General features: G+C 67.6%; 28 protein-coding genes and 2 pseudogenes. 17 read left to right on the top strand and 13 right to left on the bottom strand.

What is annotated here, in order from left to right:
• The first annotated feature begins 60 nt into the window (after positions 1-60).
• Positions 61-960, top strand: coding sequence for a LysR family transcriptional regulator (locus ACZ5VD_RS33095; RefSeq protein WP_468555152.1), 900 nt, complete (start codon positions 61-63; stop codon positions 958-960).
• An 82-nt stretch (positions 961-1,042) separates the two neighbouring features.
• Positions 1,043-1,732 carry an alpha/beta hydrolase gene (locus tag ACZ5VD_RS33090; protein ID WP_468684306.1) on the top strand — a complete coding sequence of 230 codons (690 nt, stop codon included), beginning with the start codon at positions 1,043-1,045 and terminating at the stop codon, positions 1,730-1,732.
• A gap of 147 nt (positions 1,733-1,879) precedes the next feature.
• Here the strand turns inward: ACZ5VD_RS33090 and ACZ5VD_RS33085 are convergent.
• A pseudogene (locus tag ACZ5VD_RS33085) lies at positions 1,880-2,273 on the bottom strand (transposase); the annotation flags it as partial.
• Between the two features lie 171 nt (positions 2,274-2,444).
• Here ACZ5VD_RS33085 and ACZ5VD_RS33080 point away from each other — a divergent pair.
• Genes ACZ5VD_RS33080 through ACZ5VD_RS33070 form a run of 3 tightly spaced genes read left to right on the top strand, consistent with a single transcriptional unit; the run spans position 2,445 to position 3,721 of the window.
• Positions 2,445-3,086 (top strand): RHS repeat-associated core domain-containing protein, encoded by a 642-nt coding sequence (locus tag ACZ5VD_RS33080; protein ID WP_468684305.1) that lies wholly within the window; start codon positions 2,445-2,447, stop codon positions 3,084-3,086.
• A gap of 49 nt (positions 3,087-3,135) precedes the next feature.
• Positions 3,136-3,438, top strand: coding sequence for a toxin glutamine deamidase domain-containing protein (locus ACZ5VD_RS33075; RefSeq protein ID WP_468684303.1), 303 nt, complete (start codon positions 3,136-3,138; stop codon positions 3,436-3,438).
• 1 nt (position 3,439) lies between these two features.
• Positions 3,440-3,721 (top strand): hypothetical protein, encoded by a 282-nt coding sequence (locus tag ACZ5VD_RS33070; protein WP_468684302.1) that lies wholly within the window; start codon positions 3,440-3,442, stop codon positions 3,719-3,721.
• Between the two features lie 533 nt (positions 3,722-4,254).
• Here the strand turns inward: ACZ5VD_RS33070 and ACZ5VD_RS33065 are convergent.
• Entirely contained in the window at positions 4,255-4,872 is a 618-nt protein-coding gene (locus ACZ5VD_RS33065) for a TetR/AcrR family transcriptional regulator (RefSeq protein ID WP_468684301.1), read from the bottom strand.
• 88 nt (positions 4,873-4,960) lie between these two features.
• Between ACZ5VD_RS33065 and ACZ5VD_RS33060 the strand changes: the two genes are divergently transcribed.
• From ACZ5VD_RS33060 to ACZ5VD_RS33050, 3 genes and pseudogenes are all read left to right on the top strand, one after another.
• The gene (locus tag ACZ5VD_RS33060) at positions 4,961-5,734 is read left to right on the top strand and encodes an SDR family oxidoreductase (protein ID WP_468555158.1); all 774 of its coding nucleotides are present in this window, start codon (positions 4,961-4,963) and stop codon (positions 5,732-5,734) included.
• A 79-nt stretch (positions 5,735-5,813) separates the two neighbouring features.
• Positions 5,814-7,044, top strand: a pseudogene (locus tag ACZ5VD_RS33055) (IS701 family transposase).
• A gap of 520 nt (positions 7,045-7,564) precedes the next feature.
• A complete protein-coding gene (locus ACZ5VD_RS33050; protein ID WP_468555159.1) occupies positions 7,565-8,569 on the top strand; it encodes a sugar ABC transporter substrate-binding protein in 1,005 nt (334 codons plus the stop codon).
• 43 nt (positions 8,570-8,612) lie between these two features.
• Here ACZ5VD_RS33050 and ACZ5VD_RS33045 read toward each other — a convergent pair whose 3' ends face one another.
• The gene (locus ACZ5VD_RS33045; protein ID WP_468555163.1) at positions 8,613-9,614 is read right to left on the bottom strand and encodes a LacI family DNA-binding transcriptional regulator; all 1,002 of its coding nucleotides are present in this window, start codon (positions 9,612-9,614) and stop codon (positions 8,613-8,615) included.
• A gap of 203 nt (positions 9,615-9,817) precedes the next feature.
• On the opposite strand from ACZ5VD_RS33045, the gene ACZ5VD_RS33040 reads away from it, so the two are divergent.
• From ACZ5VD_RS33040 to ACZ5VD_RS33015, 6 genes are all read left to right on the top strand, one after another.
• Entirely contained in the window at positions 9,818-10,768 is a 951-nt protein-coding gene (locus ACZ5VD_RS33040; RefSeq protein ID WP_468555160.1) for a TIM barrel protein, read from the top strand.
• Between the two features lie 8 nt (positions 10,769-10,776).
• Complete coding sequence (locus tag ACZ5VD_RS33035; RefSeq protein WP_468684299.1) at positions 10,777-12,204, top strand: sugar porter family MFS transporter; 1,428 nt, start codon at positions 10,777-10,779, stop codon at positions 12,202-12,204.
• A gap of 30 nt (positions 12,205-12,234) precedes the next feature.
• Positions 12,235-13,251 carry a Gfo/Idh/MocA family protein gene (locus ACZ5VD_RS33030; protein WP_468555265.1) on the top strand — a complete coding sequence of 339 codons (1,017 nt, stop codon included), beginning with the start codon at positions 12,235-12,237 and terminating at the stop codon, positions 13,249-13,251.
• Positions 13,248-14,114 (top strand): sugar phosphate isomerase/epimerase family protein, encoded by an 867-nt coding sequence (locus ACZ5VD_RS33025; RefSeq protein ID WP_468555266.1) that lies wholly within the window; start codon positions 13,248-13,250, stop codon positions 14,112-14,114. The genes ACZ5VD_RS33030 and ACZ5VD_RS33025 overlap by 4 nt, the downstream gene beginning before the upstream one ends.
• Before the next feature lie 126 nt (positions 14,115-14,240).
• A complete protein-coding gene (locus ACZ5VD_RS33020; RefSeq protein ID WP_468555267.1) occupies positions 14,241-14,603 on the top strand; it encodes a hypothetical protein in 363 nt (120 codons plus the stop codon).
• Positions 14,604-14,665: 62 nt separating this feature from the next.
• Positions 14,666-15,208, top strand: a complete 543-nt coding sequence (locus ACZ5VD_RS33015) for a GNAT family N-acetyltransferase (RefSeq protein ID WP_468555268.1) — start codon at positions 14,666-14,668, stop codon at positions 15,206-15,208.
• On the opposite strand, the gene ACZ5VD_RS33010 is transcribed toward ACZ5VD_RS33015, so the two are convergent.
• From ACZ5VD_RS33010 to ACZ5VD_RS32990, 5 genes are all read right to left on the bottom strand, one after another.
• A protein-coding gene (locus ACZ5VD_RS33010) for an IS5 family transposase (RefSeq protein ID WP_468555269.1) occupies positions 15,192-16,066 on the bottom strand; the annotation gives its coding sequence in 2 pieces (ribosomal slippage) (positions 15,192-16,033 and positions 16,033-16,066; 876 coding nt in all). The two genes, ACZ5VD_RS33015 and ACZ5VD_RS33010, sit on opposite strands and share 17 nt — an antisense overlap.
• A 385-nt stretch (positions 16,067-16,451) precedes the next feature.
• The gene (locus ACZ5VD_RS33005) at positions 16,452-16,787 is read right to left on the bottom strand and encodes a hypothetical protein (protein ID WP_468555270.1); all 336 of its coding nucleotides are present in this window, start codon (positions 16,785-16,787) and stop codon (positions 16,452-16,454) included.
• 314 nt (positions 16,788-17,101) lie between these two features.
• Complete coding sequence (locus tag ACZ5VD_RS33000) at positions 17,102-17,767, bottom strand: response regulator (RefSeq protein WP_468684298.1); 666 nt, start codon at positions 17,765-17,767, stop codon at positions 17,102-17,104.
• Positions 17,764-18,843 (bottom strand): sensor histidine kinase, encoded by a 1,080-nt coding sequence (locus ACZ5VD_RS32995; protein WP_468555277.1) that lies wholly within the window; start codon positions 18,841-18,843, stop codon positions 17,764-17,766. The genes ACZ5VD_RS33000 and ACZ5VD_RS32995 overlap by 4 nt, the downstream gene beginning before the upstream one ends.
• A gap of 98 nt (positions 18,844-18,941) precedes the next feature.
• Complete coding sequence (locus ACZ5VD_RS32990) at positions 18,942-19,487, bottom strand: hypothetical protein (protein ID WP_468555272.1); 546 nt, start codon at positions 19,485-19,487, stop codon at positions 18,942-18,944.
• Positions 19,488-20,222: 735 nt separating this feature from the next.
• Between ACZ5VD_RS32990 and ACZ5VD_RS32985 the strand changes: the two genes are divergently transcribed.
• Together ACZ5VD_RS32985 and ACZ5VD_RS32980 are read left to right on the top strand one after the other, a co-directional pair.
• The gene (locus tag ACZ5VD_RS32985; protein WP_468555273.1) at positions 20,223-20,606 is read left to right on the top strand and encodes an AQJ64_40280 family protein; all 384 of its coding nucleotides are present in this window, start codon (positions 20,223-20,225) and stop codon (positions 20,604-20,606) included.
• A 150-nt stretch (positions 20,607-20,756) separates the two neighbouring features.
• Positions 20,757-21,548 (top strand): IS5 family transposase, encoded by a 792-nt coding sequence (locus tag ACZ5VD_RS32980; protein WP_468684296.1) that lies wholly within the window; start codon positions 20,757-20,759, stop codon positions 21,546-21,548.
• Between the two features lie 19 nt (positions 21,549-21,567).
• Here ACZ5VD_RS32980 and ACZ5VD_RS32975 read toward each other — a convergent pair whose 3' ends face one another.
• From ACZ5VD_RS32975 to ACZ5VD_RS32955, 5 genes are all read right to left on the bottom strand, one after another.
• Positions 21,568-21,969 (bottom strand): hypothetical protein, encoded by a 402-nt coding sequence (locus tag ACZ5VD_RS32975; protein WP_468684295.1) that lies wholly within the window; start codon positions 21,967-21,969, stop codon positions 21,568-21,570.
• A 109-nt stretch (positions 21,970-22,078) separates the two neighbouring features.
• On the bottom strand, positions 22,079-22,573 hold the full coding sequence (locus tag ACZ5VD_RS32970) for a hypothetical protein (RefSeq protein ID WP_468684294.1): 495 nt from the start codon (positions 22,571-22,573) through the stop codon (positions 22,079-22,081).
• Positions 22,574-23,408: 835 nt separating this feature from the next.
• Positions 23,409-23,876 carry an SRPBCC family protein gene (locus ACZ5VD_RS32965; protein WP_468684293.1) on the bottom strand — a complete coding sequence of 156 codons (468 nt, stop codon included), beginning with the start codon at positions 23,874-23,876 and terminating at the stop codon, positions 23,409-23,411.
• Between the two features lie 315 nt (positions 23,877-24,191).
• Entirely contained in the window at positions 24,192-24,482 is a 291-nt protein-coding gene (locus ACZ5VD_RS32960; RefSeq protein WP_468684292.1) for a WD40 repeat domain-containing protein, read from the bottom strand.
• Positions 24,483-24,684: 202 nt separating this feature from the next.
• On the bottom strand, positions 24,685-25,416 hold the full coding sequence (locus ACZ5VD_RS32955; RefSeq protein WP_468684290.1) for an alpha/beta hydrolase: 732 nt from the start codon (positions 25,414-25,416) through the stop codon (positions 24,685-24,687).
• Between the two features lie 156 nt (positions 25,417-25,572).
• On the opposite strand from ACZ5VD_RS32955, the gene ACZ5VD_RS32950 reads away from it, so the two are divergent.
• Positions 25,573-25,968, top strand: coding sequence for a winged helix-turn-helix transcriptional regulator (locus tag ACZ5VD_RS32950; RefSeq protein ID WP_468684288.1), 396 nt, complete (start codon positions 25,573-25,575; stop codon positions 25,966-25,968).
• The last annotated feature ends 16 nt before the right edge of the window (positions 25,969-25,984 follow it).

Genomic DNA, 25,984 nt, shown 5'->3' with positions numbered 1-25,984 from the left:
CGACAAGCCTGCGTCACGAGGGCGTTGCCCGTCGAAGATCTGTTGTGATAGCCCATGGCTATGACCACGGACGTGCACGGGCGTGACCTGAGGTACTTCGTCGCCGTGGCCGCTGAGCTGCACTTCACCCGGGCCGCCGAGAAGCTGTATGTCTCCCAGCCTGCGCTCAGCAAGCAGATCCGGGCTCTGGAGCGGCAGCTCGGCGCCCCGCTCTTCGACCGCGACCAGCACGGTGTCCGCCTCACCCCGGTCGGTGCGGCGCTGCTGCCGCATGCCCGGGCCGTACTCGCCGCCTGGGCCGAGGCGGACGACGCCGTACGGCAGGCCCGCGCGGAAGCGCAGGCCACCCTCGTCGTCGGGATGACCACCAGCCCTGGCCGGGGCGGTCTGCTGCCGGCGATCCGCTCCCGCTTCACCGCCGCCCACCCCGAGATCCGGCTGAAGCTGCGCCAGGTGGGCTGGGAAGACCCGACGGCGGGCCTCGCCGACAGGACAAGCGATGTCGCCTTCGTCTGGCTTCCCCTGGCAGGCGCCGAACGCTACCGCTGGGTCGTCGTGGCCACCGAACCCCGCCTGGTTGCCCTTCCCGAGACCCATCCGCTCGCCGGACGGGAGCGTGTCGACTTCGCCGACCTCCTCGACGAAGCCTTCCTCGCCCTGCCCGCCGTCGCACCCGAACTGCGCGACCACTGGCTGGCTTTGGACGCCCGCGACGGCCGGCCGCCGGTGATCGGCGGGGAGATCGCCAGTGCGGACGAGGCATACGAGGCTCTCGTCGACGGCCTCGGTATCTGCCTGGTGGCCGCGGGGAACGTGCCCCTGCTCGCCCGGGGCGGAGTCGTCGTGGTGCCCGTAGACGGGATATCCCCGACCCGCTTCGCCCTGGCCTGGCGCGCGGATGACACCCGTCCACTGGTCCAGGACTACGCCCGGGCGGCGGTCCCCCACTCTCTGCCCTAGGCCGTGTATCGAAAGTGGATCAAGGTGAGACGGTGGCCATGGTTAGGGGCTAGGCTCATTGGTCTGGTGTAGATCTGAGGATGTGGACGAGTTGGCTGCTGTAGTGCTTGTTCACGGCCTGTATCACCGGCCCGAGCACTTTGCGGTGTTGGCCGAACGGTTGCGGACCGACGGAACCGAGGTCGCTGTACCCGAGCTCCACCGTGGCTCTTTGGCTGCTGACACCGCCGCCGTCCAGGCAGTCATCGACGCGTTGCCCGAGCCCCCGGTCGTTCTCGGCCACTCCTACGGAGGGTCGGTGATCACAGGGGTCCGCGGAGCAGCACACCTGGTCTACCTGGCAGCGTTCGTACTCGATGCAGGCGAGAGCGCGGCCAGTCTGGGCGGTGCATCCCAACAGCTCAAGGACGCCATCGTCGCCGAAACGGACGGCTCGACCACCCTGCACCCCGGCCTGGCCATCGACACCCTCTACGGCGACTGCCCGAACCCCTTGCCGCGCAGGCGGTCGGCCTGCTGCGTGCGCAAGCCCCAGGCTGCGGACGAGGAGTCCCCCAGCACCACAGCTGGAAGAAGACTCCCTCCACCTACGTCATCTGCGCACAGGACCGCGCCATCGACCCCGGCCTCCAGCGGACCATGGCCTCGCGCTGCACCGACGTGCGCGAATGGCAGACAGGTCACTCTCCGTTCGTGGGACAGCCTGACCTCACCCTGGAACTCCTGCGAGAACTGCTCCCCACCCGCATCGCGCCCAGCCGGAACCAGGTAGTCACAACCACTCGTTGATCACTGCAATCATGACCGTCGCCTCGTATCGGACCGCGAGCTTGTCGTACCTGGCGGCAACGGCACGGTGCCTCTTGAGACGGTTGATCCCGCACTCCACCGCGTGGCGCTCACGATAGTCGACCGGGCTGGCCTTCTCCTCCTCGGTCGCGGCCTTCTCCGTGGCGGTGAGGAACGTCCTGGTCCAAGTGCATCCCTGCGGCGTCGTGGTGGGCGCGCACGGTGGTGGAGTCGATACTGACCAAGGACAGGTCCACCTCGCCCAGTTTCGCCACTTCCGCGATCAGCCCCTCCAGCAGGGCCTCGAAGACGCCGGCGTCACGCCACTGCCGGAAGCCGTTGTGCACCGTGGACCAGGCGCCCAACTCCTGCAGCATCTCCCGCCACTGCCCGCCGGTCTTGAACCGCCAGATCACGCCCTCGAACTGCTGCCGCAGCCGCTCCGGGTACGGGCCGCACTCTCCGATCGGCAGAAACGACTCGATGAACTCCCATTCCTCGTAAGTCAGTTGCACTCGCGTCACGAAAGAAGAACTACCGATCCAAACCCCGCCATGAGGGCGATTCCCGCAGATTGATCACGGCCCAATATGCGCCCTCAGATCAGCCGAGACCACGATGGGCGGCCCACAACGCCCCGGCATGGCTGGCAGCCTCGGAGACCAGGGCCGCCAGTTCACCCCTACGGCACCCGCGTGCTGAACACCGTCACCAGCGGCGCCCCCGCGGCCACCCCGTCCTTCACCGGCGCCCGCTACGAAACCACCACCGGCAACCTCGACCTCCACGCCCGCCAGTACACCTCGGCCACCGGCCGCTTCAGCCGCCCCGACCCCGCGAACCGCGACACATCTACCCCGTACATCTCCCCGTACGCCTACGCCGACAACGACCCCACCCTCCTGACCGACCCCAGCCGCCTGACCTCCCAAGACCCCAACTGCCACGTCGACAGCCTCGGCGACGGCTTCCTCCAAGGGCTCACCATGCCCTTCGAGTTCCTCGGCGACGCCTACGACGCCGTCACCGGCCAGAACGGCGGCGCCAGCGCCTACGTTGACCAGTACCTCCCCGTCCGCCCCGCCTACCACCTCTACCGTGCCGAGTCCATGCTCCGCCAGCAGGGCTGCGACGCGCTGGCCGACCTGTACGCCGAGGCAGCCGACGAACTCGCCCAGCAGATCACCCTCGTGGACATCGGCGGCCTCACGGCGTGGCGGCGGGCCGCGGTCGAGCCGGGTGGTGGCCGCTACTACGGAGAGCCAAATTCGACGAGGTTCGGCCTCCCCTACTACACCGCCCCAGGCCCCGTCCTCCAGGCAGCGGATCAACCCTGAGCGTGGCGAGAGGAACTGCGGACTGTGTGCCACCGCGGGCGACGACCTCATGGCTGGCCGCAACCCGAACTCCGTTTCTGGAGCCGACCGACGCCTGACGAGGGCGGAGGTCTCAGCGATCACGGGGCTTGCGTGGCGCAAGGTCGGAAGCCTGAACGTCATCGTCAGCGACATGCTGCGCTGGGGCCCGGGCGCGCATGGGAGCGTGGGAGCGTGGCCGGAGAAGGGTGTCGGTCACTACTTCAACGTCGCCAACATCGACGGGCAGGTGGTGTTTTTCGACTTCCAGTCCGGCAAGGCCAATCCGGCCGCAAAGAGATTCCGGCACTACTACCTCATGAGGACCAACTGACATGCTCGACAGGGAGGAAGCCGAGCGTAGGGCCACGGAGTTCCTCGCTGCCGAAAGCAGGTCCTGGAGGGCGTACTCCCTTGTCCGGATCATTCCTGAGTACTGCTTCACGGACGGGGGACGGTTCATCGCTCCCTACGACCACGTCGACTACCTCGACCACGGACGCGAGGACATGCAACTCGGCGGAAACCTACCCGTCTCGGTCGACTTGGCGACGGGATCTTGCCGCTTCATCGACTGGAAAGAGGCGGACGACATGATGGAACGCGACCTGCTCTGAACGAGCGTCCTTCCGAGTCCACATAGCGGGTCCAGCCAGGACGTTCTGGCTGGACCCGCTATCGATGAACGTCGGCTCACCTCACCGACGCTCGGTGCCCATGGCCGGCGAGCCGGATGACCTCTCGGTCGGCAGGGTTGGTGACAAGCCGACAGCCCCACCCATCTCGCCACCAACGGGATATATTTGCGCTTTGGTAATCGACTTGCCGCCCTCGCAACGGCCGTCGTCCGTGGCCACGACCACTCACTACCTATGGATTCCCGAAACCGACTGTGGTCGGGCTCAGTGATTCAAGAGCCCTTAAACGTGTCGTCGCTGGCGAACACGGTCCACCGGATCTGCGTGGGTCTCGGAACACATGGCCAATGTTGCAACCGCGGCAAGTGGTTCCGTGGCTGCAGGCGATCATTTGCAGGTGGCGCGATAAGGGAAGTCGGGCTCTCGGCCGTGCTTGAGGAGATTCGGCAGCGGCCAGAACTTCCTCTGCTCCTAGTACTCCAGCTGTAGATCGTGATCTTGCCGCAAAGCGCTCAATCTTGCGCTTGGGGCCAGGCGGCCAGTGCTAGTTCTGCGGTTTCGGTGAGCTCTGTGGTCGTTGCGCCATCCCGGGCACGCTGTGACATGCCCTGGATGACCGCGGCAAAGTACGCGGCCAGGGCGCGAGGGTTGGCTGCGGCGGATAGTTCGCCTTGCTGCTGCGCCGTTTTGAGACGTGCTTCGAAGGCGGCCAGGTTCGCGTTGCGCAGGTCGCGCAGGAATGCCGCGACCTCGGCGTCCTGGACGGTGACGTTGGTGGCAGCGCTGATGGTCAGACAGCCGGCCGGGTGGGAGGGGTCGGGGTAGACGGCCGCCGCCTCGCGAAGGATGCGGCGGAACGCGCCGCGGGCTGTGGGTTCCGCTTCCAGGGCGGTACCGATGAACGCACCGACGGGAGAGCGTCCATAGGTGTGGACAACCTCTTTGAACAGGGACATCTTGTCCCCGAACGCTGCGTACAGGCTGCCGGGTTTGATGTCCATTACTCGGGTCAGCTCGCCGATGGAGGTGGCCGCGTAGCCGTGCTCCCAGAACAGTCGGGTTGCGGCTGTCAGGGCCGTCGTGCGGTCGAACGCCGGCGGCCGTCCTCGCTTCACGCCTGATCCACTCATGCCCTTGATTTTAGAGCGAGTGCTCAAGAACGTGTGCTACGTTGATTTTTGAGTGATCACTCAAGAACTATGGAGGCGGTCAATAGCCATGACAGCAGGAGCACTTGAGGGCAAGGTTGCGCTGGTCACCGGCGGCAGCCGGGGCATCGGCCGGGCCATCGCGGAACGACTCGCCCGGGACGACGCTGCCGTCGGCGTCGCCTACGCCCGCGACGAGACGGCGGCGAGTGAGACCGTCGAGCACATCCGGAAGAACGGAGGGCGGGCCTTCGCGCTGCGCGCGGAGCTGGGACGGCACGGCGACGCGGCTCGCATGTGGGCCGCCTTCGACGCCGCGGGCAAGGACCACGCGCCCGACGGGAAGCTCGACATCATAGTCAACAACGCCGGCATAGGACGCAGCGCGGCGTTGGCCTCGTTGACCGAGGACGGCTTCGACGAGGTCTTCGCCGTGAACGTGCGTGCGCCGTTCTTCATCGTGCAGCAGGGGCTGGAACGTCTGCGTGACGGGGGCCGGATCATCAACATCTCCAGCGGTGCGGCCCGCCTGGCCATGCCGGAGATCATCGCCTACGGCGCTACCAAGGGCGCACTGGACACCTTCACCCTCAACCTGGCCAAGGAGCTGGGCCCTCGGGGCATCACGGCCAACTCGGTGGCCCCCGGGATCGTCGATACGGATCTGAACGCGGCCTGGCTTCGGGGCAATCCGCAGGCTGAGGCACATGCGGCATCCCTGGCCGGCCTCGGCCGGGTCGGGCAGCCGGAAGACGTGGCCGACATCGTGGCCTTCCTCGCGTCCAATGACGCGCGCTGGGTGACCGGCCGGGTAATCGACGCGACGGGAGGTGCCGGGCTGTGAGTCGCCCCCTCGGGCGGGAGTACCGTGCCATGGTCTCCCGCCCGAGAGGGAGCGTTGGCGGGCTGCGTTCGCTGAGCTGATGGGCCGGATCGCAGGCCGGTTCGCCCGGGTCGAACCACGGCAACGGGCCGAGCGGTTGGTACTCGGGTTGCTATCTGATCTGCCGCGCAAGAACTGCTGGACGATCGCGGAGTGGGCAGGAGAAGCGAACCCGCACGGCATGCAGCATCTGCTGTGCCGGGCCTCCTGGAATGCCGACGCCGTCCGTGACGATGTCCGCGAGTACGTCGTCGAGCACCTGCACGACGGGCAAGCGGCGCTGGTCGTGGATGAGACCGGAGATGTGAAGAAGGGCACCCACACCGTCGGGGTGCAGCGTCAGTACACCGGCGGGCCGAATCGAAAACTCCCAGGTTGCCGTCTACCTTGTCTATGCCGGTACCCAAGGCTATGCGGCGGTTGACCGGGAACTGTACGTCCCGCGTTCCTGGACCTGCGACCCGAACGGCTGCCGGGCGGCGGGTCTGGGCGAGGACACCGCCTTCACGACCAAGCCGGAGCTGGCCCGCACGACGATCGAACGGTTCCTGGACGCCGGACACCACGTCGGCTGGGTCGCCGGCGACGAGATCTACGGCGGCAACCCCAAGCTGCGGTCCCCCCTGGAGGAACGCGGCCTCGGCCATGTCCTCACGGTGGCCTGCTCGGCCGAAGTCACCACCAATGCGGGCAAGTTCCATGCCGACAAGCTGGCAGCGAAGGTACCGAAGCGGGCCTGGCAGAAGCTGTCGGCAGGCACGGGAGCCAAGGGCAACCGCTTCTACGACTGGGCCGTCATCGACCTGGCCGAGCCCGGCCGAGGCCACCGGCAGCTGCTGATCCGCCGCGACCGCCGCAACGGTGAACTGGCCTACTACCGCTGCCACTCCACCGGACCGTTCCCGCACGCCACCCTGATCAGGGTCGCTGGAGCAAGGTGGCGGGTGGAGGAGACATTCCCGACCGGGAAGGGGCTGGCCGGCCTGGACCAGCACCAGCTCCGCCGCTACCCCTCCTGGGCCCGCTGGGTCACCCTCGCCATGCTCACCCACGCCTTCCTCGCCGTCGTCCGCACCGACGAACACACCCGCCCGGCCCCCGACGACCTCATTCCGCTGACCTGCAACGAGATCCAGCACCTGTTCATCACGCTCGCCTTCCAACCCCTGTCCAACGTGGCCCACCGCCTCAGCTGGTCCGAGTGGAGACGACGTCATCAAGCCCGATCACGCACCAGCCACTACCGGCAACAAGCCGCAATCCAGACATGAAGATCACGATCTACAGCTGGAGCGCTAAGGGAGTTGCCATCCATCACAAGATCACGAGCGCGAATGGCTCCCCGGCGTCACCACGGACTACGGGCCAGAGCCGTTGACCGCTGGACAGACCCCCTGACGAACGGCACCCCCAGAGTCCCCCTGCCACCGCGCAGGAGTTGCCCGACGCGATGGCGCGACAGCTCATCGACAAGGAAGCCGTACGCGATCCGCGCGTCGTTGCCGCCTTCCGCAAGGTGCCCCGGCACCGCGTGAAAGCTCAAGCACAGCAGGGCCGCAGTTGTCGAAACGTCCTGACAAACCGATTGACATCCCTTGAGGCCGGTCCCATAGTTACGTGCTACTAGAGCGCGCTAATGACGCGCTCTAGTAGCACGCCGAAGGCAGTCACACCCATGACCGCTCCCCCAGCACACCGCCCCATCCGCACGGGGCGCCCGGCCGGCCACCAGCCCGCCTCTCCTGGGACGAACCCCGACGAACACATTGAGCACAGTGAGGTGCAAGGGACATGCGCAGACACCGCAGAGCCGCCACCCTGACCGCCACCGTCCTGGTGGGCACCCTGTTCGCCGCGGGCTGCTCCAGCAGCTCCGGCGGCAAGAAATCCGAGGACGGCGGGGACGCCGCCGCCGCAGGCAAGGCCACCACTCCGCGTATGACCGTGGCCATGATCACCCACGCCGCTCCCGGCGACACGTTCTGGGACCTGGTCCGCAAGGGCGCCCAGGCCGCCGCCGCCAAGGACAACGTCAAACTCGTCTACTCCAGCGACCCCAGCGCCGGCAACCAGGCCAGCCTGGTGCAGAACGCGATCGACCAGAAGGTCGACGGCATCGCGCTCACCGCGGCCAAGCCGGACGCCATGAGGGACGTGTTGGCCAGGGCGAAGTCGGCCGGCATCCCCGTGGTCGGGTTCAACTCCGGTGTGAGCGACTGGAAGAGGCTCGGCATGCTGGAGTACTTCGGGCAGGACGAGAACGTCGCCGGCCAGGCGTTCGGCGAGCGTCTGAACCAGCTCGGCGCCAAGCACGCCCTCTGCGTTGTCCAGGAACAGGGCCAGGTCGCCCTGGAGGCACGCTGCGCCGGCCTGAAGAAGGGCTTCAGCGCCAAGACCGACATCCTCTACGTCAACGGCACCGACATGCCCTCGGTGAAGTCGACCATCACCGCCAAGCTCAAGCAGGACTCCTCCATCGACCAGGTGGTCACCCTGGGCGCACCGATCGCGCTGACCGCGGTGCAGTCGCTGTCGGACGCGGGCACCAAGGCCAAGGTCGCGACCTTCGACCTCAGCAAGGACCTGGTCAAGGCCGTCCAGGACGGCACGATCGAGTTCGCCGTCGACCAACAGCCCTACCTGCAGGGCTACTTGGCGGTCGACTCGCTGTGGCTGTACAAGACCAACGGCAACTTCAGCGGCGGCGGCGCCGCGCCGGTACTGACGGGTCCGGCCTTCATCACCAAGGACAACGTGGACGCCGTCGCCAAGTTCGCCGCCAAGGGAACACGGTGACCGGTCCACCCCACCCGTCGCCCCGGAACCATACGCCCGCTTCTCAGGCCGACGGTTCCGGGGCCGGCCCGCTGCTCCCCCGCACCACCAGCTTCGGGTCCAACACCGCTTCCCGCGGCTCCAGTTCCGGCTTCTCCAGCCGCTCCACCGCGAAGCGCACCGCGCACTCCGCCATGAGCCCCGCGTCCTGACGGACGGTGGTCAGGCCGATCGGCATCAGGTGGGAGAGGTGGCTGTCGTCGTAGCCGACGACGGACACATCGCGCGGCACCTCGACGCCGGCCCTGGTGAGGGTCATCAACAGGCCCATCGCACAACGGTCGTTGGCGGCCAGGACCGCCGTGGGCAGAAGCTGCCCCTGGTCTCGCTCCTCCAGCAGCAGCCGCCCGGTCTCGATGCCCGACCGCTCCGTGTGGTCACCGGGGATGACACGGGCCTTTGCCTCCAGCCCGTGGCGGCGCATCGCCGCCCGGTAGGCGCGGCGCCGCTCGGCCGAGCCGGGGCCGCTGCCGCCGTCGATGTGCGCGATCCGGCGGTGCCCCAGCTCGACGAGGTGGTCCATGGCCTGCCGTACGCCCTTGCCCTCGGCGGTGTGCACGAAGTCGACGTGGGCGTGCGGAACCCGGCGGCTGACCGAGACGGCGACCGTACGGCGCCCCAGTTCCTCAAGGAGAGAGGGCTCCGCGAACGAGCCGAGCAGGATCACCGCCTCGCAGCGATGGCTGAGCAGCGCCTCCGCGGCCTTCTCCTCACTGCGGCCCTGCGTGGCGCCCGACAGCAGCACCTCGTAGTCGAGGCGCTCGACCTCGGCGTAGATGCCCTCGATGAGGTCGGTGTGGAAGGTCTGGTGCACGGTGAACATCACGCCGAGCGTGCGGCTGCGGCCTCGGGCCAGCAGCCGGGCCGCGCTGTCGGGCCGGTAGCCGATCTCGTCGGCGACCCGGAGCACCCGCTGCCGGGTCTCCTCACTTGCCCCCGGCTGATTGCGGAAGATGATCGAGACGAGCGCCCTGGATACCCCGGCCTTCTCGGCGACGTCCGCCATCGTGGGCCGTTGCTTGCCCGCTGCATCCACCTGTGAACCACCCTTCGACACGGCCCACCCTAGCCAGCTGACTCGAAATCTCCCGGCAACAGGCTATTGACATGACATTTGGACCAGGGTCATCGTACTCGTACTAGAGCGCGCTAGTAGAGCGCAACAGCAACCTCAGCGAACCTCCCGATCTCGGGGTGAAGGGACACGTCATGGCAACGGCGCCAGGCCCGCTCCGCACCATCGCCGGCAACCTCTGCCTGGGCTCCGCCCCCGACTCCTGGGGCATCTGGTTCCCCGAGGATGAGCAGCAGGTGCCGTACACCCGCTTCCTCGACGAGCTGGCCACGGCCGGCTACCGGTGGCTCGAACTCGGCCCCTACGGCTATCTCCCCACCGACCCGCAGCACCTGAAGGCGGAGCTGGACGCCCGTGGGCTCCAGGTCTCCGGCGGCACCGCCTTCGGCGCGCTGCACCGGCCGGAGGCATGGGACGGGATGCTCGCCCACGTCCGGCAGGTCGCCGCGCTGACCGCCGCCGCCGGCGCGCACCACCTCGTCCTCATCCCGCCCATGTACCGGGACGAGAAGACCGGAGCGTTCACCGAGTCGCCCGAGCTGACCGCCGCCCAGTGGGCGGGCTTCGGCCGATCCGCCGACCGGCTGGGCAGGCTGCTGCTCGATGAGTACGACATCCGCCTGGTCGTCCACCCACACGCCGACAGCCACCTCCAGACCCAGCCGGAGATCGAGCGGCTGCTGGGCGAGTCGGACGCCCGCTACACCAACCTCTGCCTGGACACCGGGCACGTGGCCTACGGCGGCGGCGACAACCTCGACCTGATCCGCCGCTTCGGCGAGCGCGTGGGCTACGTCCACATCAAGCAGATGGACCCCGAGGTGCTGGCCAAAGTCGCCGCCGAGGACCTGTCGTTCGGGGAGGCGGTCAAGCGAGGGGTGTGCGTGTCACCTCCGGAAGGCGTCCCGGACCCGGCCGCCGTGGTGGCCGAACTCGCCCGGCTGGAGGCCGAGTTGTTCGTGATCGTCGAACAGGATCTGTACCCCTGCGCTCCCGAGGTGCCGCTGCCCATCGCGGTCGACACCCGTAAGCACCTGGCCGGTTGCGGGCTGACGGGTACCCGGCGCCCACACCTCGACCAGTAGGGACGGCCATGGACCCCAGAGACGACACCACCACAGCCCCGGCCACCGCGATCGCCGACGACGCCCCTTCGGCGGTGTCGCGGCGGCTGCGACTCATCACCGTCATCGCCACCTTCGGCGGACTCCTCTTCGGCTACGACACGGGCGTCATCAACGGCGCCCTGCCCTACATGACCGACGACCTGGGCCTGACCCCCTTCACGGAGGGCATGGTCACCAGCTCGCTGCTGCTCGGCGCGGCCCTGGGCGCGGTCACCGGCGGACGTCTGTCGGACGCGCGCGGACGCCGCCGTACGATCCTCATCCTCGCCGTGGTGTTCTTCGTCGGCGCACTGGGCTGCACGCTCGCTCCGAACACCGCCGTCATGGTTGTGGCCCGGTTCGTGCTCGGCCTCGCGGTCGGCGGCGCCTCGGTGACCGTGCCCGTCTATCTGGCGGAGATCTCGCCCGCCGAACGGCGCGGCGCACTGGTCACCCGCAACGAACTCATGATCGTCAGCGGGCAGTTGCTCGCGTTCACCTCCAACGCGGTCATCGCGCGGGTGGGCGGTGAGTCCGGTGGGGTGTGGCGCTACATGCTCGTGCTCGCCACGATCCCGGCCGTCGTGCTCTGGTTCGGCATGCTGGTCATGCCGGAGAGCCCGCGCTGGCTGGCCTCCAAGACCCGCTTCGGCGAGGCTTTGGATGTACTGAAGCAGGTCCGGTCCCAGCAGCGGGCCGAGGCCGAGCTGCGCGAAGTGTCCGCGCTCGCCGCCAAGGAGGACCAGCAGAGGCTCGGCGGCTGGCAGGACATGAAGTCCACGCCCTGGCTTCGCCGGCTGATGCTCATCGGCTTCGGGATCGCGATCGTGCAGCAGATCACCGGTGTCAACACGATCATGTACTACGGCACCCAGATCCTCACCGACGCCGGCTTCGCCGCCGACAGCGCACTGACCGCGAACATCGCCAACGGCGTCATCTCGGTACTGGCCACCTTCGTCGGCATCTGGCTGCTGGGCCGTGCCAACCGGCGTCCGATGCTGATGACCGGTCAGATCGGTACGACAGCGGCCCTGTTGCTGATCGGAGTCTTCTCCCTGGTACTGCCTTCGGGCGACACCCGGGCGTTCGCCGTGCTCGCCATGACGGTCACCTTCCTCGCCTTCCAGCAGGGGGCGATCTCACCGGTGACCTGGCTGATGCTGTCGGAGATCTTCCCGATGCGGATGCGCGGCTTCGGAATGGGCGTCGCGGCCCTGGTGCTGTGGCTGACCAACTTCGCGATCGGACTGGTCTTCCCGTCCCTGGTGTCGGGGATCGGGATCTCCAACACCTTCTTCCTCTTCGTGGTGGCGGGTCTCCTCTCGCTCACCTTCGTGAAGCTCTACGTCCCCGAGACCAAGGGCCGCACCCTCGAAACCCTCGAAGCCGAACTCCGGGCGCGCTTCTCCTGAATCCCGCTGTCCCGCAGGAAAGGAACAACCATGACCGTGCGCGTAGGCGTCATCGGCGCCGGCTGGATCGGCAAAGAACACATCCGACGCCTCACCCACACCGTCACCGGCGCCCGCGTCACCGCGGTCACCGACATCGACGCGGCCCGTGCCGAGGAGGCGGCGGCGCCGGTCGGTGCACGGGTCCTGCCCGACGGCGCGGCCGTGATCGCGGCGGACGACGTCGACGCGGTGCTCGTGACGTCCTGGGGCCCGACCCACGCCGAACACGTGCTGACCGCGATAGCCGCCGGGAAACCGGTGTTCTGCGAGAAGCCGCTGGCCACCACCGCCGAGGACTGCCTGAAGATCATCGACGCCGAGACGGCACACGGCCGCCGCCTGGTCCAGGTCGGCTTCATGCGCCGATACGACTCCGGATACCGGCAGATGAAACAGGCCATCGACTCGGGCGGCATCGGCGAGCCGCTCCTCGTCCACTGCGCCCACCGCAACCCCACCGTCCCCAAGGCGTACACCTCCGACATGGCCGCCCTGGACACGGCCGTCCACGAGGTGGACGTACTGCGCTGGCTGCTGGACGACGAGATCATCTCCACCCAGGTGATCACCCCCCGCGCCACGAGCAGGCGGTTCGCCCACCTCAAGGACCCTCAGATCATGCTCTTCGAGACCGCCAAGGGCGTCCGCATCGACCTGGAGGTCTTCGTCAACTGCCAGTACGGATACGACATCCAGTGCGAGACCGTGGGCGAAGAGGGCCTGGTCCGCCTGCCCGACCCGGCCGCCGTCGGCGTCCGCAGCGCGGGCCGGCACACCACCGAGGTGCTCACGGACTGGGTGGGCCGCTTCACCGACGCCTTCGACACCGAGTTCCGCGAATGGATCGCGGGAATAGCCGCCGGCGACGAACCCACCGGGCCCTCGGCCTGGGACGGCTACGCGGCCACCGTCATCACCAGCGCGACCGTCCAGGCCCTGGAGTCGGGCCACGTCATCGCCACCGACCTCAAGCCCCGCCCCGCCTTCTACGGAGGTGCCGCGTGAAGATCGCCCTCGACCCCTACATGTTCCGTGCCCTGCCCATCGACGACATGGTCCGCACCGTCGCGGAACTCGGCTACCAGTACATCGAGTTGTCGCCCCGCGACGACTTCATGCCGTTCTTCCTGCACCCGCGAGCGGACGATGCCCGCGTGGCGGAACTGAAGACCTCCCTGCGCACGCACGGCGTGCGGCTCTCCTCCGTACTCCCCCTGTACAAGTGGTCCTCCCCCGACGAGACCGAGCGCCGGACCGCCGTCCGCAACTGGAAGCGGATGATCGAGATCACCGCCGACCTCGAATGCCCCCTGATGAACTCGGAGTTCAACGGCCGTCCCGAGCACGCCGCCGAGAGCGAGGCCGCGTTCTGGCGGTCCCTGGAGGAGTTGCTGCCCCTGTTCGAGCGGGAGGGCATCGCCCTCAACCTGGAGGCCCATCCCGACGACTTCTGCGAGGAGAACACCCCCGCCGTCGACCTCGTCCGCGCCATCAACAAGCCCTGGGTGAACTACCTCTACTGCGCGCCCCATTCCTTCCACCTCTCGGGACCCGACCCGACGGCGGACATCGCGGCGATGATGCGCTACGCCGGAGACAGACTCCAGCACGTGCACATCGCCGACTCCTTCAACCACAAGGGGTCCAGCGGCCTGCGCTACATCCTCAACCCGCCCGGCACCACCGCCCGCATCCACCAGCACCTCGACATCGGCCAGGGCGAGGTCGACTGGGACGCCTTCTTCGGCACCCTTCGCGCACTCGGCTTCGACGGCGTCGCCACAGCCTGCGTCTTCGCCTGGGAGGAACGGGCACGCGACTCCTCGGCGTTCATGCTCGACCGCATCAGCAAGGAACTCGCCGGGTGATCGACCGCCCCGCAGGCCATGTCCCGGGCGCGCGCGTGGCGCGCCCGGGACATCCCGCCGCGGCGGCTGCTTCATTTCACCGCGCCGACGCCCTCCCTGCCGGAGGCGGCGCAGGAGGGCAATCCTGTGACCGTCGTGATCTTGGTGAGGGTGCCGGTCCATCCGACACGGAAGCCGTCGACGGGTGCCGAAGGTCGCGTTCTGGACGTATACGAACTTGTCGTCGGCCACGGTAAGGTCGCTGACGCCCTGCGACATCGCGGATGGCGCGGCGGCGATGCCCGCCTCATTGGTCAGGGCGAGCCGGCCGTGCGCGTCCTGGCGGTAACCGCTGCCGGAGGAGTTCCCGGTGTTGCCCCCGCAGAACAAGTCACGGCCCGCTCCAGCCAACCCAGGACGTTCTGCCCGCTCGGCAAGGACTCCTGCACGGTCTTCAACTCGCCGTCGTGTCGCACCTTGCAGCTGCTGACGGTGGAGTTGGCGGCCTAGGGTGTGTATCGAAAGTGCCTGGTGAGAACGGTGGAGAGCCATTTGTGATCTAGAATTTTTTGATGGTCACGCTTGAGACTCCCCGTTTGATCCTGCGTCGCTGGCGCGAGGAAGACGTTGCGCACATGGCTGCCGTCAATGCCGACCCCGAGGTCATGCGGTGGATTCGTGACGGCAGTGTCCGTGACGAACAGCAGACTCGCGGCGGGATCCAGGAATGGGAGAGCGAGTGGGAGTCACAGGACTTCGGCCTGTTCGCCGTGGAGGTCCGGTCCACTGGCGAGATGGCCGGGTTCACCGGCCTTTCCGTGCCCAACTTCCTGCCGGAGATACTGCCGGCGGTTGAGGTCGGCTGGCGGCTGGGACGTTCCCACTGGGGGCAGGGCTTGGCCACCGAGGCCGCGAGAGCTGCTGTGCGGTTCGGGTTCGAAGAGCGAGGGCTGGAGCGGATCGTCAGCATCGCTCAAGTGGGCAACGACGCCTCCGAACGGATCATGACCAAACTGGGGATGCTTCCGGTCCGTGAGACCGTCAATCCCACCAGCGGTCGGCGGGTACGGGTGTTCGAGTTGTCATCGGACCAGTACGTCACAACCCCTCATTGATGGCGGCAACGAGGACAATAGCCTCGTAGCGGACCGCGAGTTTGTCGTATCGCGTGGCGACAGCGCGGTGCCTCTTGAGGCGGTTGATCCCGCACTCGACTGCGTGGCGCTCACGGTAGTCGACTGGGTCGAAACGTGGCGGCCGGCCACCGTGGGAGCCGAGCTTCTGGCGGTTGCGTGCCTGGTCGGCCTTGTCCGGGATGGTGCAGCGGATCCCGCGGCGGCGTAGATAGGCCCGGTTCTTGCGGGAGGTGTACGCCTTGTCAGCACGCACCCGATCGGGTCGGACGCGCGGCCGGCATGGTCCGATGCGGGGCACGCGGACCTTCTCCAGCACCGGCTCGAACTGCGGCGAGTCCCCGCACTGTCCTGCCGTCACCACAATCGACATGGGCTTCTGGCCCTGCTCGACGGCCAGGTGCAGCTTGGTGGTGAACCCACCGCGCGAGCGCCCCAGTCCATGATCAAGGGGCCCTGTGAAGACACCGCCCGGCGGTTCCTTCTGCAGGTCACCCTGCTTCCAGGCCCCGGCCGCATGCTGATGAGCACGGCACACCGTGGAATCGACGCTCAGGTCCCACCTGATCGCACCCTTCGCATCGGCCAGGGACTGGAGCCGGCTGAAGATCTTGCGCCAGGTGCCGTTCCGCTGCCATCGGCGAAACAGGTCATAGATCCGGCCCCACGGCCCGTACTCGACGGGTACGTCCCGCCACGGAACGCCCGTTCGGACCCGGAACCGTATGCCGTCGATCAACTGCCGTCGGGACCAGACGGGCGGCCGCCCCGCCTTCGTCCCCTTCGGCAGCAACGGCTCCAACACCCCCACTGCTCGTCCGTGAGATCTCCCCGCCCCATGAACCATGATCATTCATGCCTCATGATCCACTTCCGATACACGGCCTAGGCGACCAGCATGCGCCCGGACTTGTCGAAGGCAACGGCGAACGGCACCACTCCGCCGACCTGTTCACGACCGCCTTGTCCGGCAAGCGCCCATCCCTCCCCACGGGGAACACCTCGATGGTGTTCGCCGACTTCACCATCCGCTGTCCGACCGTGATCGTTCAGTTCGGGCGGGTGGGCATGAACTCCGGTTCGTGGTCGCAAAGATGGGCGTGGCTGGTCCGCCCATCTGACCCGCTGAGATCGCTGATGGCGTCCGTGCTCGCCCTGCTGGAGGCCAGACCGGCGAACCAGCTGACAGTTGGCCCCACGGGAGTATGCGCCATGACGTGCCGGATCACTCCGGACGGTCCAGCGCCTCCTGCCGCAGTTGCACCGCCGCCAGCAGGCTCAGTTTCGGCTCCGCCTGGCGCAGCGCCTTCACCGCCGCGACCGAGGCGATGTCTCCGGTGAAGCCGACGGCCACCAGCCGGGAGCGGACCCAGCGGGCACGCAGCTGGCCCTCGGCGGCTGCGGCGGTGGACTCCGCGAGTGCGACGGCGCGTTCCAGACCTGGGCGCTCCTCGGGAGATGCCTCGGCCAACGCCTGACGCAGGGCCATCACGATCACGTCTGCGTCCCGGATGACCGGCACGAAGTTGTGCTTTTTGCTCAGTCCCGCAATGGCTGCCATGGGAATGAGCGTGACGGTCATGCTCTTCGTGTGGCAAGGGACTTGAGGATTTCCAGAGGCAGTCCGAGACATGCCTCGCGCTCGCCACCTGGGATCAGAGCGATAGAGGACAACCTCGTGACAGGCGACACGAGCCGGATCGACGCTTGTCTCAAGGCCGCGGGTTTCGGCCCGGACCACGAGTGCGAAGCCGTACTGGTCGCCTCCGCACTCCGGGAGGTCGAACGGATACCGATGATGGAATGGCAGGTCAGCGGAGTCCACCCGGGGTCCAGCCACGGTGAGCCCAGAAGCCGCCACCAGAGGGTCTTCGATCAGGCCAGCCCTGCCGAGATGGCGCGGCGTACGGCGTCGGCCCGGTCGCGGATTCCGGCCTTGGCGAAGAGGTTGTTGATGTGCGTCTTGACGGTGGCCTCGCTGATGAAGAGCTGCTCGGCGATGGCCCGGTTGGGCAGGCCCTGGCCGATCAGTGTGAGCACTTCGCGCTCGCGCGGGGTGATGTCCTGCGGCAGCGATTCCTTCGGCGCCGAGGGCTTGGTCCTGGCGGTGGCGAGCAGTCGGTTCTGTACCTCGCGGTCGAGTACGGACTGCCCGGCGGCGGCGGCCCGGATGGCCCGGATGATGTCCTTGCGACCGGAGTTCTTGGTCAGATAACCGCGGGCGCCGGCGCTCAGCGCGGACAGGATCGAGTCGTCGTCGGCGAAGGTGGTCAGCACCACCACGGCCACCTCGGGGTGTTCCTCGGTCAGCCGCCGGGTCGCCTCGGTCCCGTCCATGCCCGGCATCCGCAGATCCATCAGCACGACGTCGACCGGCCGGGCGGCCACGGCGTTCAGTACCTCGTGCCCGTCCGCAGCCGCGGCGACGACGTCGATGTCCGGGGAGAGCCCGAGCATCGCCGCAAGGGGTTCCCGGACGGCTGCCTGGTCGTCGGCGACGATCACACGCAATGGTTCCTGGTGTTCGGTCGGTTCGCTCATCCTGGGATCCTTGCCTCTACTTGCCAGCCGCCCTGGTCCGGTCCTTCGGCGACCGGGCCCGCGGTGATGGTGCCGCCCAGCAGGGCGACGCGTTCGCGCATGCCGATCAGCCCCATACCGCTGCCGGCGTTCCGGGTTACCGTGCGGGTGGCGGGGCGGTTGCGGATCCGCAGCACGGTCGACGCATCGGCGAACGTCAACGCGACGCTCACCTCGCCGCCGGGCGCGTGCCGGGCGGCGTTGGTCAGTGACTCCTGGGCGATCCGCAGCAGGTTCTGGGTCACCTGCGCCGGCACCTGGCGTACGGTCCCGGCGACGGTCAGGACGTCGCGGTGGCCGGAGGATTCGAGCATCGCGGTGAGGCTCTCCAGCAGCGGCAGGGCGTCCTCGCGCAGGGCGTGGACGGTCCACTGCGCCTGTTTCAGGCTCTCTTTGACCATGCTGTGCGCCTTGTCGTTGGCCTCGCGGACTTTGTCCAGGTCGCCGGTGTCCAGCAGCGCGTCGGCCAGCTCCAGCTGCATGTTGATCCCTGCGAGGGAGTGCGCCAGGACGTCGTGTACGTCCCGGGCGATTCTGCTGCGTTCGGTCATCACCGCGGCCTGGGCCTCGGCGCGGGCGGCCCGCTCGGCGGATTCGGCCGCCGAGATCGCCGCCTCGACGGCGCGCTGGCGGTTGCGGTTGACGATGCCGGCGAGGACCGGGACGCCGGTCGCAAGGCCGAGAATCCAGGGCAGCTTGTGGTATCCGGGGCCGAGGTGGAAATACAGGACGCCCCCGCACAGCAGACTGCACAGTACCGCGAGCACGAGGGCCGGTCTGGTCTCCAGCCGGTAGCCGATGTGTCCGGCGATGAAAAAGGCGAAGAGGTAGCTCGTCCCGCCACGGCTGACCCCGATCAGCGCGGCCGCCGCGACGATCGCGAGCGTCAGCCAGACCAAGGTGACGCGCTTCGGCACCCTGGCCGCGGGCAGGGTCCGGATCAGCAGCCCCGCGCAGCAGATCGCGAAGAGGACGAGGACCGCCAGCCCGCGGCCGCTGAAGCCCATCGGCCGGATCGTCAGGATCCCGACTACCATGATCGTGATGTTCGCGGGCCACTGCCGCCGGGGATCGCTCAGCAGAAACGGCCGGGGGCCGTTGTCGGTTGCGGGCACGGCGTGACCATAGCCCACGGTCAGGCCGCGCGGCCGGAGACGGACGCGACGGGGACTGCCGCCGTGCCCGGCTGCGCACGGTCCACCATCCGGCTCCGCACGTAGATCGTGGCCACCCGGGTGACTACTTCGGTGAGCGCCATCAGTACGAACGCCGCGACCCAGGCCTGCTCGCTGGTGATGTGGTGGGCGAGGCTGAACCGGGCGACGTCATCGGAACCGCCGCCGTGCTCGGTCCACATCTGGAAGCCCATCCGGGCCCCCATGCCGAGCACCCACAGGATCGCCGAGACCGCGCCCGCCTTGATCAGGAGGTGGCCGCCGGCGGAGCGGATCCGGGTGTAGATGCCGCCGGCGATGCCGAGGGCGGCGCCCGTACCCATCAGGGCACCGATCAGCACCAGGTCGTTGCCCGCGGTGGGGATCGAGTCGAGGTAGCTGTGCGCCACGAAGGCCACGATGCCCAGCGGGATCAGGAAGGTCTTGAGGTCGAGACGGTCTTCCCGGAGCTGCCGGAAGACGATGAGGACGAGGGCGATGTCGATGATCCAGTCGGTTGTTGTCATGCCCTCAAGCCTGCTGGGGCAAGGCTTTTCGCACCTGGACCCATGGGTGGATTCCGGGGTGGAGTCCGAGGTGGAGGTCCAGTGGTGAGTCGGTACAGGCCACGGTGGGCGGTCTCCACCACCATCGGCAGCGCGGCATCGGCTTCCGGGGCCAGATCAGCGGGGCGCGGGAAGAACACGACTCCCTGGCGGTAGAGGGGAAATAGGTGATCAGAGCTTCAGAATCACCCGGTGGGGGCTCTGGGGCTCACCTTGGCTGGACCCCCAAGATCCCGGCGATTTCACGCAGACTGAGGGGTCCTTGGCAGGAACACAGAGGTGCCTCGTCGTGCTCCACGGTGCTGGATCCGTGCGTTCGACTCCAACTCGCGGCCAGGCCACCTTCTGGTTCCCTGGACGGACAAGACAGTAAACGGGCTAGCTTGATCTTTAACGTTCGGCATCGAATACCCGTTCGAACGTTAAAGATCAAGCAAGTGCCGTAACCACGTAGGTTCGCAAAGTTGGTCGGTCATGGCGGTTGGAGGTGCGGTGCCCTCTGGTCCGGCCGCTGGAGGCACGTAAGTCTGGAGAGAGGAGGGAGGCAGTCGCGGATCGTTTGGCGCTGTGCTCGCTCCGTCTCAAGCAACCTTCGCGAACGCCCAGCGGTCTTGCCTGGTGACAGGGCAGTGCTCTTGCCGACGCGTCGGCATGTGGGCAGAAGACGACTTACCGAGTGCCTGAGCAAGGGTGGAGATGACGAATTTGAACACCGTGGTGACGTGGGTCGACGCACGCGAGAAACTGCCTCCCAGCGGCACACCAGTGGCAGCAGCGATCACGGGTCGGTATCCGGCTGACAGCGCCGCTGAGTCAGATACGGCATTGGGTGAGGAATTTTGGCTGGTGAGGCCGATGTACTTCACAACTCAGCACTGGAGTGAGGACGGGACAGAGCACAGAGACTGCTTCGTCGACTCCGACGGGATCGTCCGTTTGCCCTACGGCCTTACCAGTGCCGAAACCGTGACTCACTGGGCCGAGCTTCCCACGCTGCCAGGCGGGACGACTCACGTGGTCCTCGGGAAGGACGCGCCGACAGCTCTCCAGGACGTGTGGGGCCTTCCTCCCATTAGCTGACCCACAGCCTGCTCCGGCAGTTTGCGCGAGTGCATACATAGAGGCGACTGCTTACGTAGAGCTCGAAACACGATCTTGTTGCGGGGTCCTGGCCGAACGTGACCGATGTGACGATTCGGCCGCTCGGCAGGGAGTGAAACTCGGCCATGGATGGTGGATGACGACTTGTGGATGCTGATCGAGCCGCTGCTGCCGCCCTGGCCTCAGCGATCACCGGAACCGCGGCCGGCGGCCGACCGGCTGGGTCTGCAGGGCATCCTGTACGTGCTCCCCGACGACAAAGCCTGGCAACTGCTGCCCCTGGACTTGGGGTTCGGCTCCGGACAAACCTGCTGGCGGCGTCCGGAGCGGTGGCAGCAGGCCCGGGTCTTCGACCGGCTGCACCGCATTCTGCTCACCCAACTGAACACGGTCGGCGAACTCGACTGGTCCCGCGCGCAGGTGGACGGCTCCCACATCCGTGCAAAAAGAGGGAGGGCCGACACCGGTCCCTCACCGGTCGACCGGCGGAATATGGGCAGCAAGCACCCCTTGATCTGCGACACCCGCGGCACCCCGGTCAAAGTCACCACCACCGCTGCCAACGTCAACGACGTCACCCAGACCCTCGCCCTGGTCAACGGCATCCCGCCCGTAGCCGGGCGCCCCAGCCGGCCACGCCGCCGCCCCGATTCGCGCTCGGCGACAAGGGTTGCAACTCCAACCCCCACCGCGAGGAGCTGCGCAAGCGACGGATCCTGCCGGCCATCTCCCGCAAGGGGGGTCCCGAACATCAAGGGCACGGGCAAGCTCCCCTACGTCGTAGGGCAGACCGTCGCCCTGCTCCACCGGTTCAAGCGCCTCGCCGTCCACTGGGAACGCCGAACCGAACTCAACGACGCCTTCGTCTCATTGGTCTGCGGCCTCATCTACTGGAGACGACTGAAGAAGCACCGATCATGATCGTGTCACGAGCTTCTGACTACAGCTCGCACCACTCACCCAGAGGGCCCGCCGCCCACGTCTGGGTGAAGTCGTGCACCAGGGCCCACGCCCGATCGATATCCAGGACAAAGTCACCCGTGAACGCGGCGAGGCCATCCATGATCGGGACTTCGGCCTCGGCACCCGGGGGCACAGTGCCATCTCCTGCGAGCAGGGACATCCGCTCGGTGTCACTCATCAGTTGGACGACCGCGTGATCATCCCGGAAGGCCAGGATCAGCACCGGGAACTCCCGGCTCGGCGACCGAACCTCGACGTACCCCTGACCACGGGAACGCAGGTCGTTGAACCGGTCTGACAGATCCCTCAACCCTGAACGTCTCTCGACCGGATGGAACAGCCCCGATTCCGGCGACGTCGCCGCCCACACCACGCTCACCCAGCCCCTCTTCCCCACGCAGGCCATCGCCCACGATCCAGGGCCACGCTCCCACGCCCCACCACGACACGACTTCAATCCCCTACGGAACGAGGTCAGGTGGAACTGATCAGAAGATCACGCTCAACAGAACAATGGCCGCGCCGATCCCCAGTACCCACAAGATCAGCATCACAGATCCACTCACCCCTGTGCCAGTGATACCCGCCTGTCGGGGCTGAGATGCGGCTCTCATGAGGCGTTCGTCCGGGACGGCGTTGAGGCGGTCCAGACGTTCCTGCTCCTCTTCTCGGGCTTTCTGCGCCGCCTTGGTCTTGCTGAACTCCTCGGACCTGCGCCGCCTCTCCTCCAACTCCTCGGGAGTCGGCGGCTCGCGTCGAGGCATGGGCGAGCCGGAACGCTGCGAGGTGACGGGGGTGGAGCCGTATGAGACCTGGCCACCCCCACCGGAGCCCGTCCACTGGTTGTATCGCATGTCGTCGTCGAGCTGGGACAACTCCCTCTGGCGGTCGTAAAAATCCGCGTCTGACATGCTGCCCTGCGGACCACCCCACGCCTGCATTCGGTCGTCCTGCTCCTGCGAATACGCATCATCGGGCCACATGGCGCCCCCTCGCTCCTGGCAGACCCACAGTGTCTGCCAGAGTCGATGATCAGCTCAAGGAAGGACGTCTCCACGTCCTGGCGCTTGGACCATGGCCCGCCGTCGTGCAGGAGCCGGGCCCAGTCCTCGACATCGCGGCGGATGCCGACCGCGAGACCATCGAGCTTGCGCTCCAGCCACGGTCGAACGACGAGGGCCGGTCGTCGAAGAAGACACCGATGTGGTTGAGCACTTCCGCCGTGTGTTCGATGCTCGGCCTCCGCGATCGCAGAGCGGGGAACAGCTCGGAGCACCGGCCGACGTCGTCCTCGATGTGGGCGGACAGGACGATGACCAGAGCCCGGTCGATGTCGTGACTGTCCGGCGGGCCAGCCGTGGACCTCGCCGAGGCCGGGCCCGACATGCCGGGCCCACGCCAGCCAGGGATTGCCCGGTCGCGCATGCTGTCAACGGTCGAACCGGGTGAAGTCACGGTGGGCCTCGAACAGCGGCGGCTGGCGCCAGCCGGAAGCCGGCGGCGGCACTGGGGCCGGGCCGGGGTGCGCTGGGCGTCCCAGGCACCGTCCGTTCCTGCCGATGGGAGGGCCGGGCTGGCGCGGGCGGTGGAGGTTGATGAGACACGACTGGCGGTCCCGCACCTTCTCCAAGTAGAGCTGCAGCACGGTGACTTCGACCTTGACTTCCTGGCTCACCTGGTGCCGGCACAGACGGCAACAACCCTTCTTCGATCGCACCATCTGGCGACGACCCGAAGCTCACGCCGCTGGAACGACCGCACCAGATCCCGACGGCTTCCTCGACGACGTGGCCGGGCCCGGGTCGCAGCCGACCTGAGTCAGCCGGCCGCTTCGACGAACGACGCCAGGTTGGCCAACGAGGAGGCGATCCCGGCCTCATGGGCCGCTTGGTCGATGCCGGGTGGCACGTCCGTGGCGGTGACGGTCACCTCGGTCCCGTCACCGGCGGCGCCGAAGTGCCAGGTCATCGTCATGGTGCCCGCGTACGACGGGTCGTCGGCCTCGAACACCGCCCGCTGCACCACACGCTCCAGTGGCACCAGGTCAGCGAATTCGACATCGACGACATCCGTCGCATCTGACGTCTTGCCAGGGCTGTCGGAGGGGTCGAGGTAGGTGAGGACCATCCGGAACCCGCCTCCAGGGCGGGGATCCCACCGCTCGACCCGCCCGCGCATGCCGTCCGGCGGCAGCCAGGCCTCAACGGACTCCGGGTCGAGAAGGGCACCATAGACAGTCGCTGGTGGTGCCGCGATCACTCGGCTGGCGCGGTCGGTCCTGTCCATGGCGCCATTCTAGAACCGAAGAGGTTCCATCGGGCCCATCCTCATCGCACGCCCCCGCCGAGGAAACCAGCCAGGAGTCAGGACACGACCAACAAGTCGCATGGCACACCGATCCACAGGTCTTGACTGTTCCTCGCGCAGTCTCCTTCCCCATCTGGTCGGAATCGCGGCCGGACTCACAAATCTGCCTGTCTCCCCGTAGTGACGCGGACTTGGGGCTGCCCTGTGGCGCGGCCCTTCGGCTCGCGCGGCTCGGCACACCCGCCGGTACGGGGCGTCGGGTATGTACCTGCACCATTGGGCTCGGCTCGGCCCTCACCGGCTCACCCGCACGGGCGCACAGCACGCGAGCGCACGGGTGGTGGCGAGGTCGTAGCGCTGGAGCGGAACGTGGGCACTGCCCGCGTACAGCGTGGTGCCGTCGGGGCCGAACACGAAGGGGTACGCGGCCTCACCGGGGGTGGTGCGCAGGCCGTCGATCGGCTGCCCGGTGGGTACGTCCCAGAGCTGCGGGCCGCCGCTTCCCCCGCCGACCGCCAGGGTGCGTGCGTCGGGCCTGAAGGCCAGGCTGAATGCCTGGCGCGGCATCGCCACCCGATACGACACGACCCCGCAGGTTACGACGCCGGCCTCCAGCTACGGGCCTCGATGATCTGGATCAACGGCCTCCTGCCTCTGCGAAGACAAAGCGACCTCCTATGAGGACCTATGGCGCTTCTTTCGCGAAGCGGGCGGCTTCGTGGGCCGGGTCTGCTGTTCGACCGTGGCGGGCCTTCTCCGGCTCGCGGTCGCAGTCGTGGTCGGGACGTTACCGAAGGGTGGATTCGAGCAGCAGTTCGCTCAGGTCCGCCGGCATGGTGATCATGCAGTCGTGTCCGGTCGGCAGTTCCCGTATCCGTGCTGGGGAGCCGTTGGGCTGTGTCGCGGGGACGGGCCGCCGCACGATGCCTTCCGGCTCTGCGCCGACGCAGTGAATGTGCGTACGCGGTATGGAGTCCACGGCAGGGTTGTCCAGCCGGACCGGTTGCCGCAGGCAGCGCACTGGCTGGTCTGAGAGCGACGCACGCAGCCAGGCGACGTCCGCCGGGTCGGTGACTCCGAACAGGCCGAGGGGCGGAGGCATCTCGGGCAACGGAGGGATGCGCCAGCCGTGGTCGGATCTGGCGGCCAGGTCGATCAGGTGCTGGGTCATGGGCTGCACGTCGACGGCGGTCTCGCCATGCTCCGGGACCATCGCGTCGAGGTACACCAGGTGCGCGATCCGTTCCGGTACCTCGTTGGCCGCGGACGAGACGACCAGCCCCGCGTAGCTGTGACCCACGAGCACCACATCGGTCAGGTTCTCCTCGTGAATCAGCGTGACGACGTCCGCGACGTGCGTGTCGAGCCCCACCTCGGGACCGAGCAGGTGTGCCTTGTCGCCGTAGCCGGTCAGTGAGGGCGCGTACACGCGGTGTCCGGCCGATTCCAGCAGCGGGACCACCCGCTCCCAGCACCGGCCGTTGTGCCAGGCACCGTGTACCAGCAGAAAAGTTGACATGAGGGGAATTTTTTCCTCTTCGGGGCGTGGAGGCGCGGGGCATTACGGTTCCTGTTTGTGCCTCGGTACTCTTTGGGAACCACAGTTATCGTGCTGCACCTGCCGCACCCCGATCAATAAGGCACATTTCCGTGCCCCGGTTCTCTGGAGGTAACCATGAGCGGCACAGTGGGCGGCGAGTCGCGGCCGGCGCGGCCGGAGGACCCTTGCCAGGCCCGTGAAGTGCTCGGCATCGTCGGCGACAAGTGGTCGCTGCTGATCGTGCGTAACCTCAGCCAGGGGCCGCGCCGCTTCACCGAACTCAAGCGGGCCGTCGACGGGATCAGCCAGCGCATGCTCACCGTCACCCTGCGCGGTCTGGAACGCGACGGGATCCTCACACGGACCGTCCGCAACGTCATGCCGCCGCACGTCAGTTACGAACTCACTCCGATGGGCAGGACCCTCCGCGAAGCCACCGCACCCCTGTTGGAGTGGAGCATCACGCACCTGACGCACATCGACGCCGCCCGCGCCGCGTACGACGCCCGCCCCGACATCTCGCCCGCCTGACCCCGCCCGGCTGTAC

It is taken from the genome of Streptomyces sp. NPDC032822, from assembly GCF_055578825.1.
This window is presented reverse-complemented; position numbering and strand designations above follow the sequence as displayed.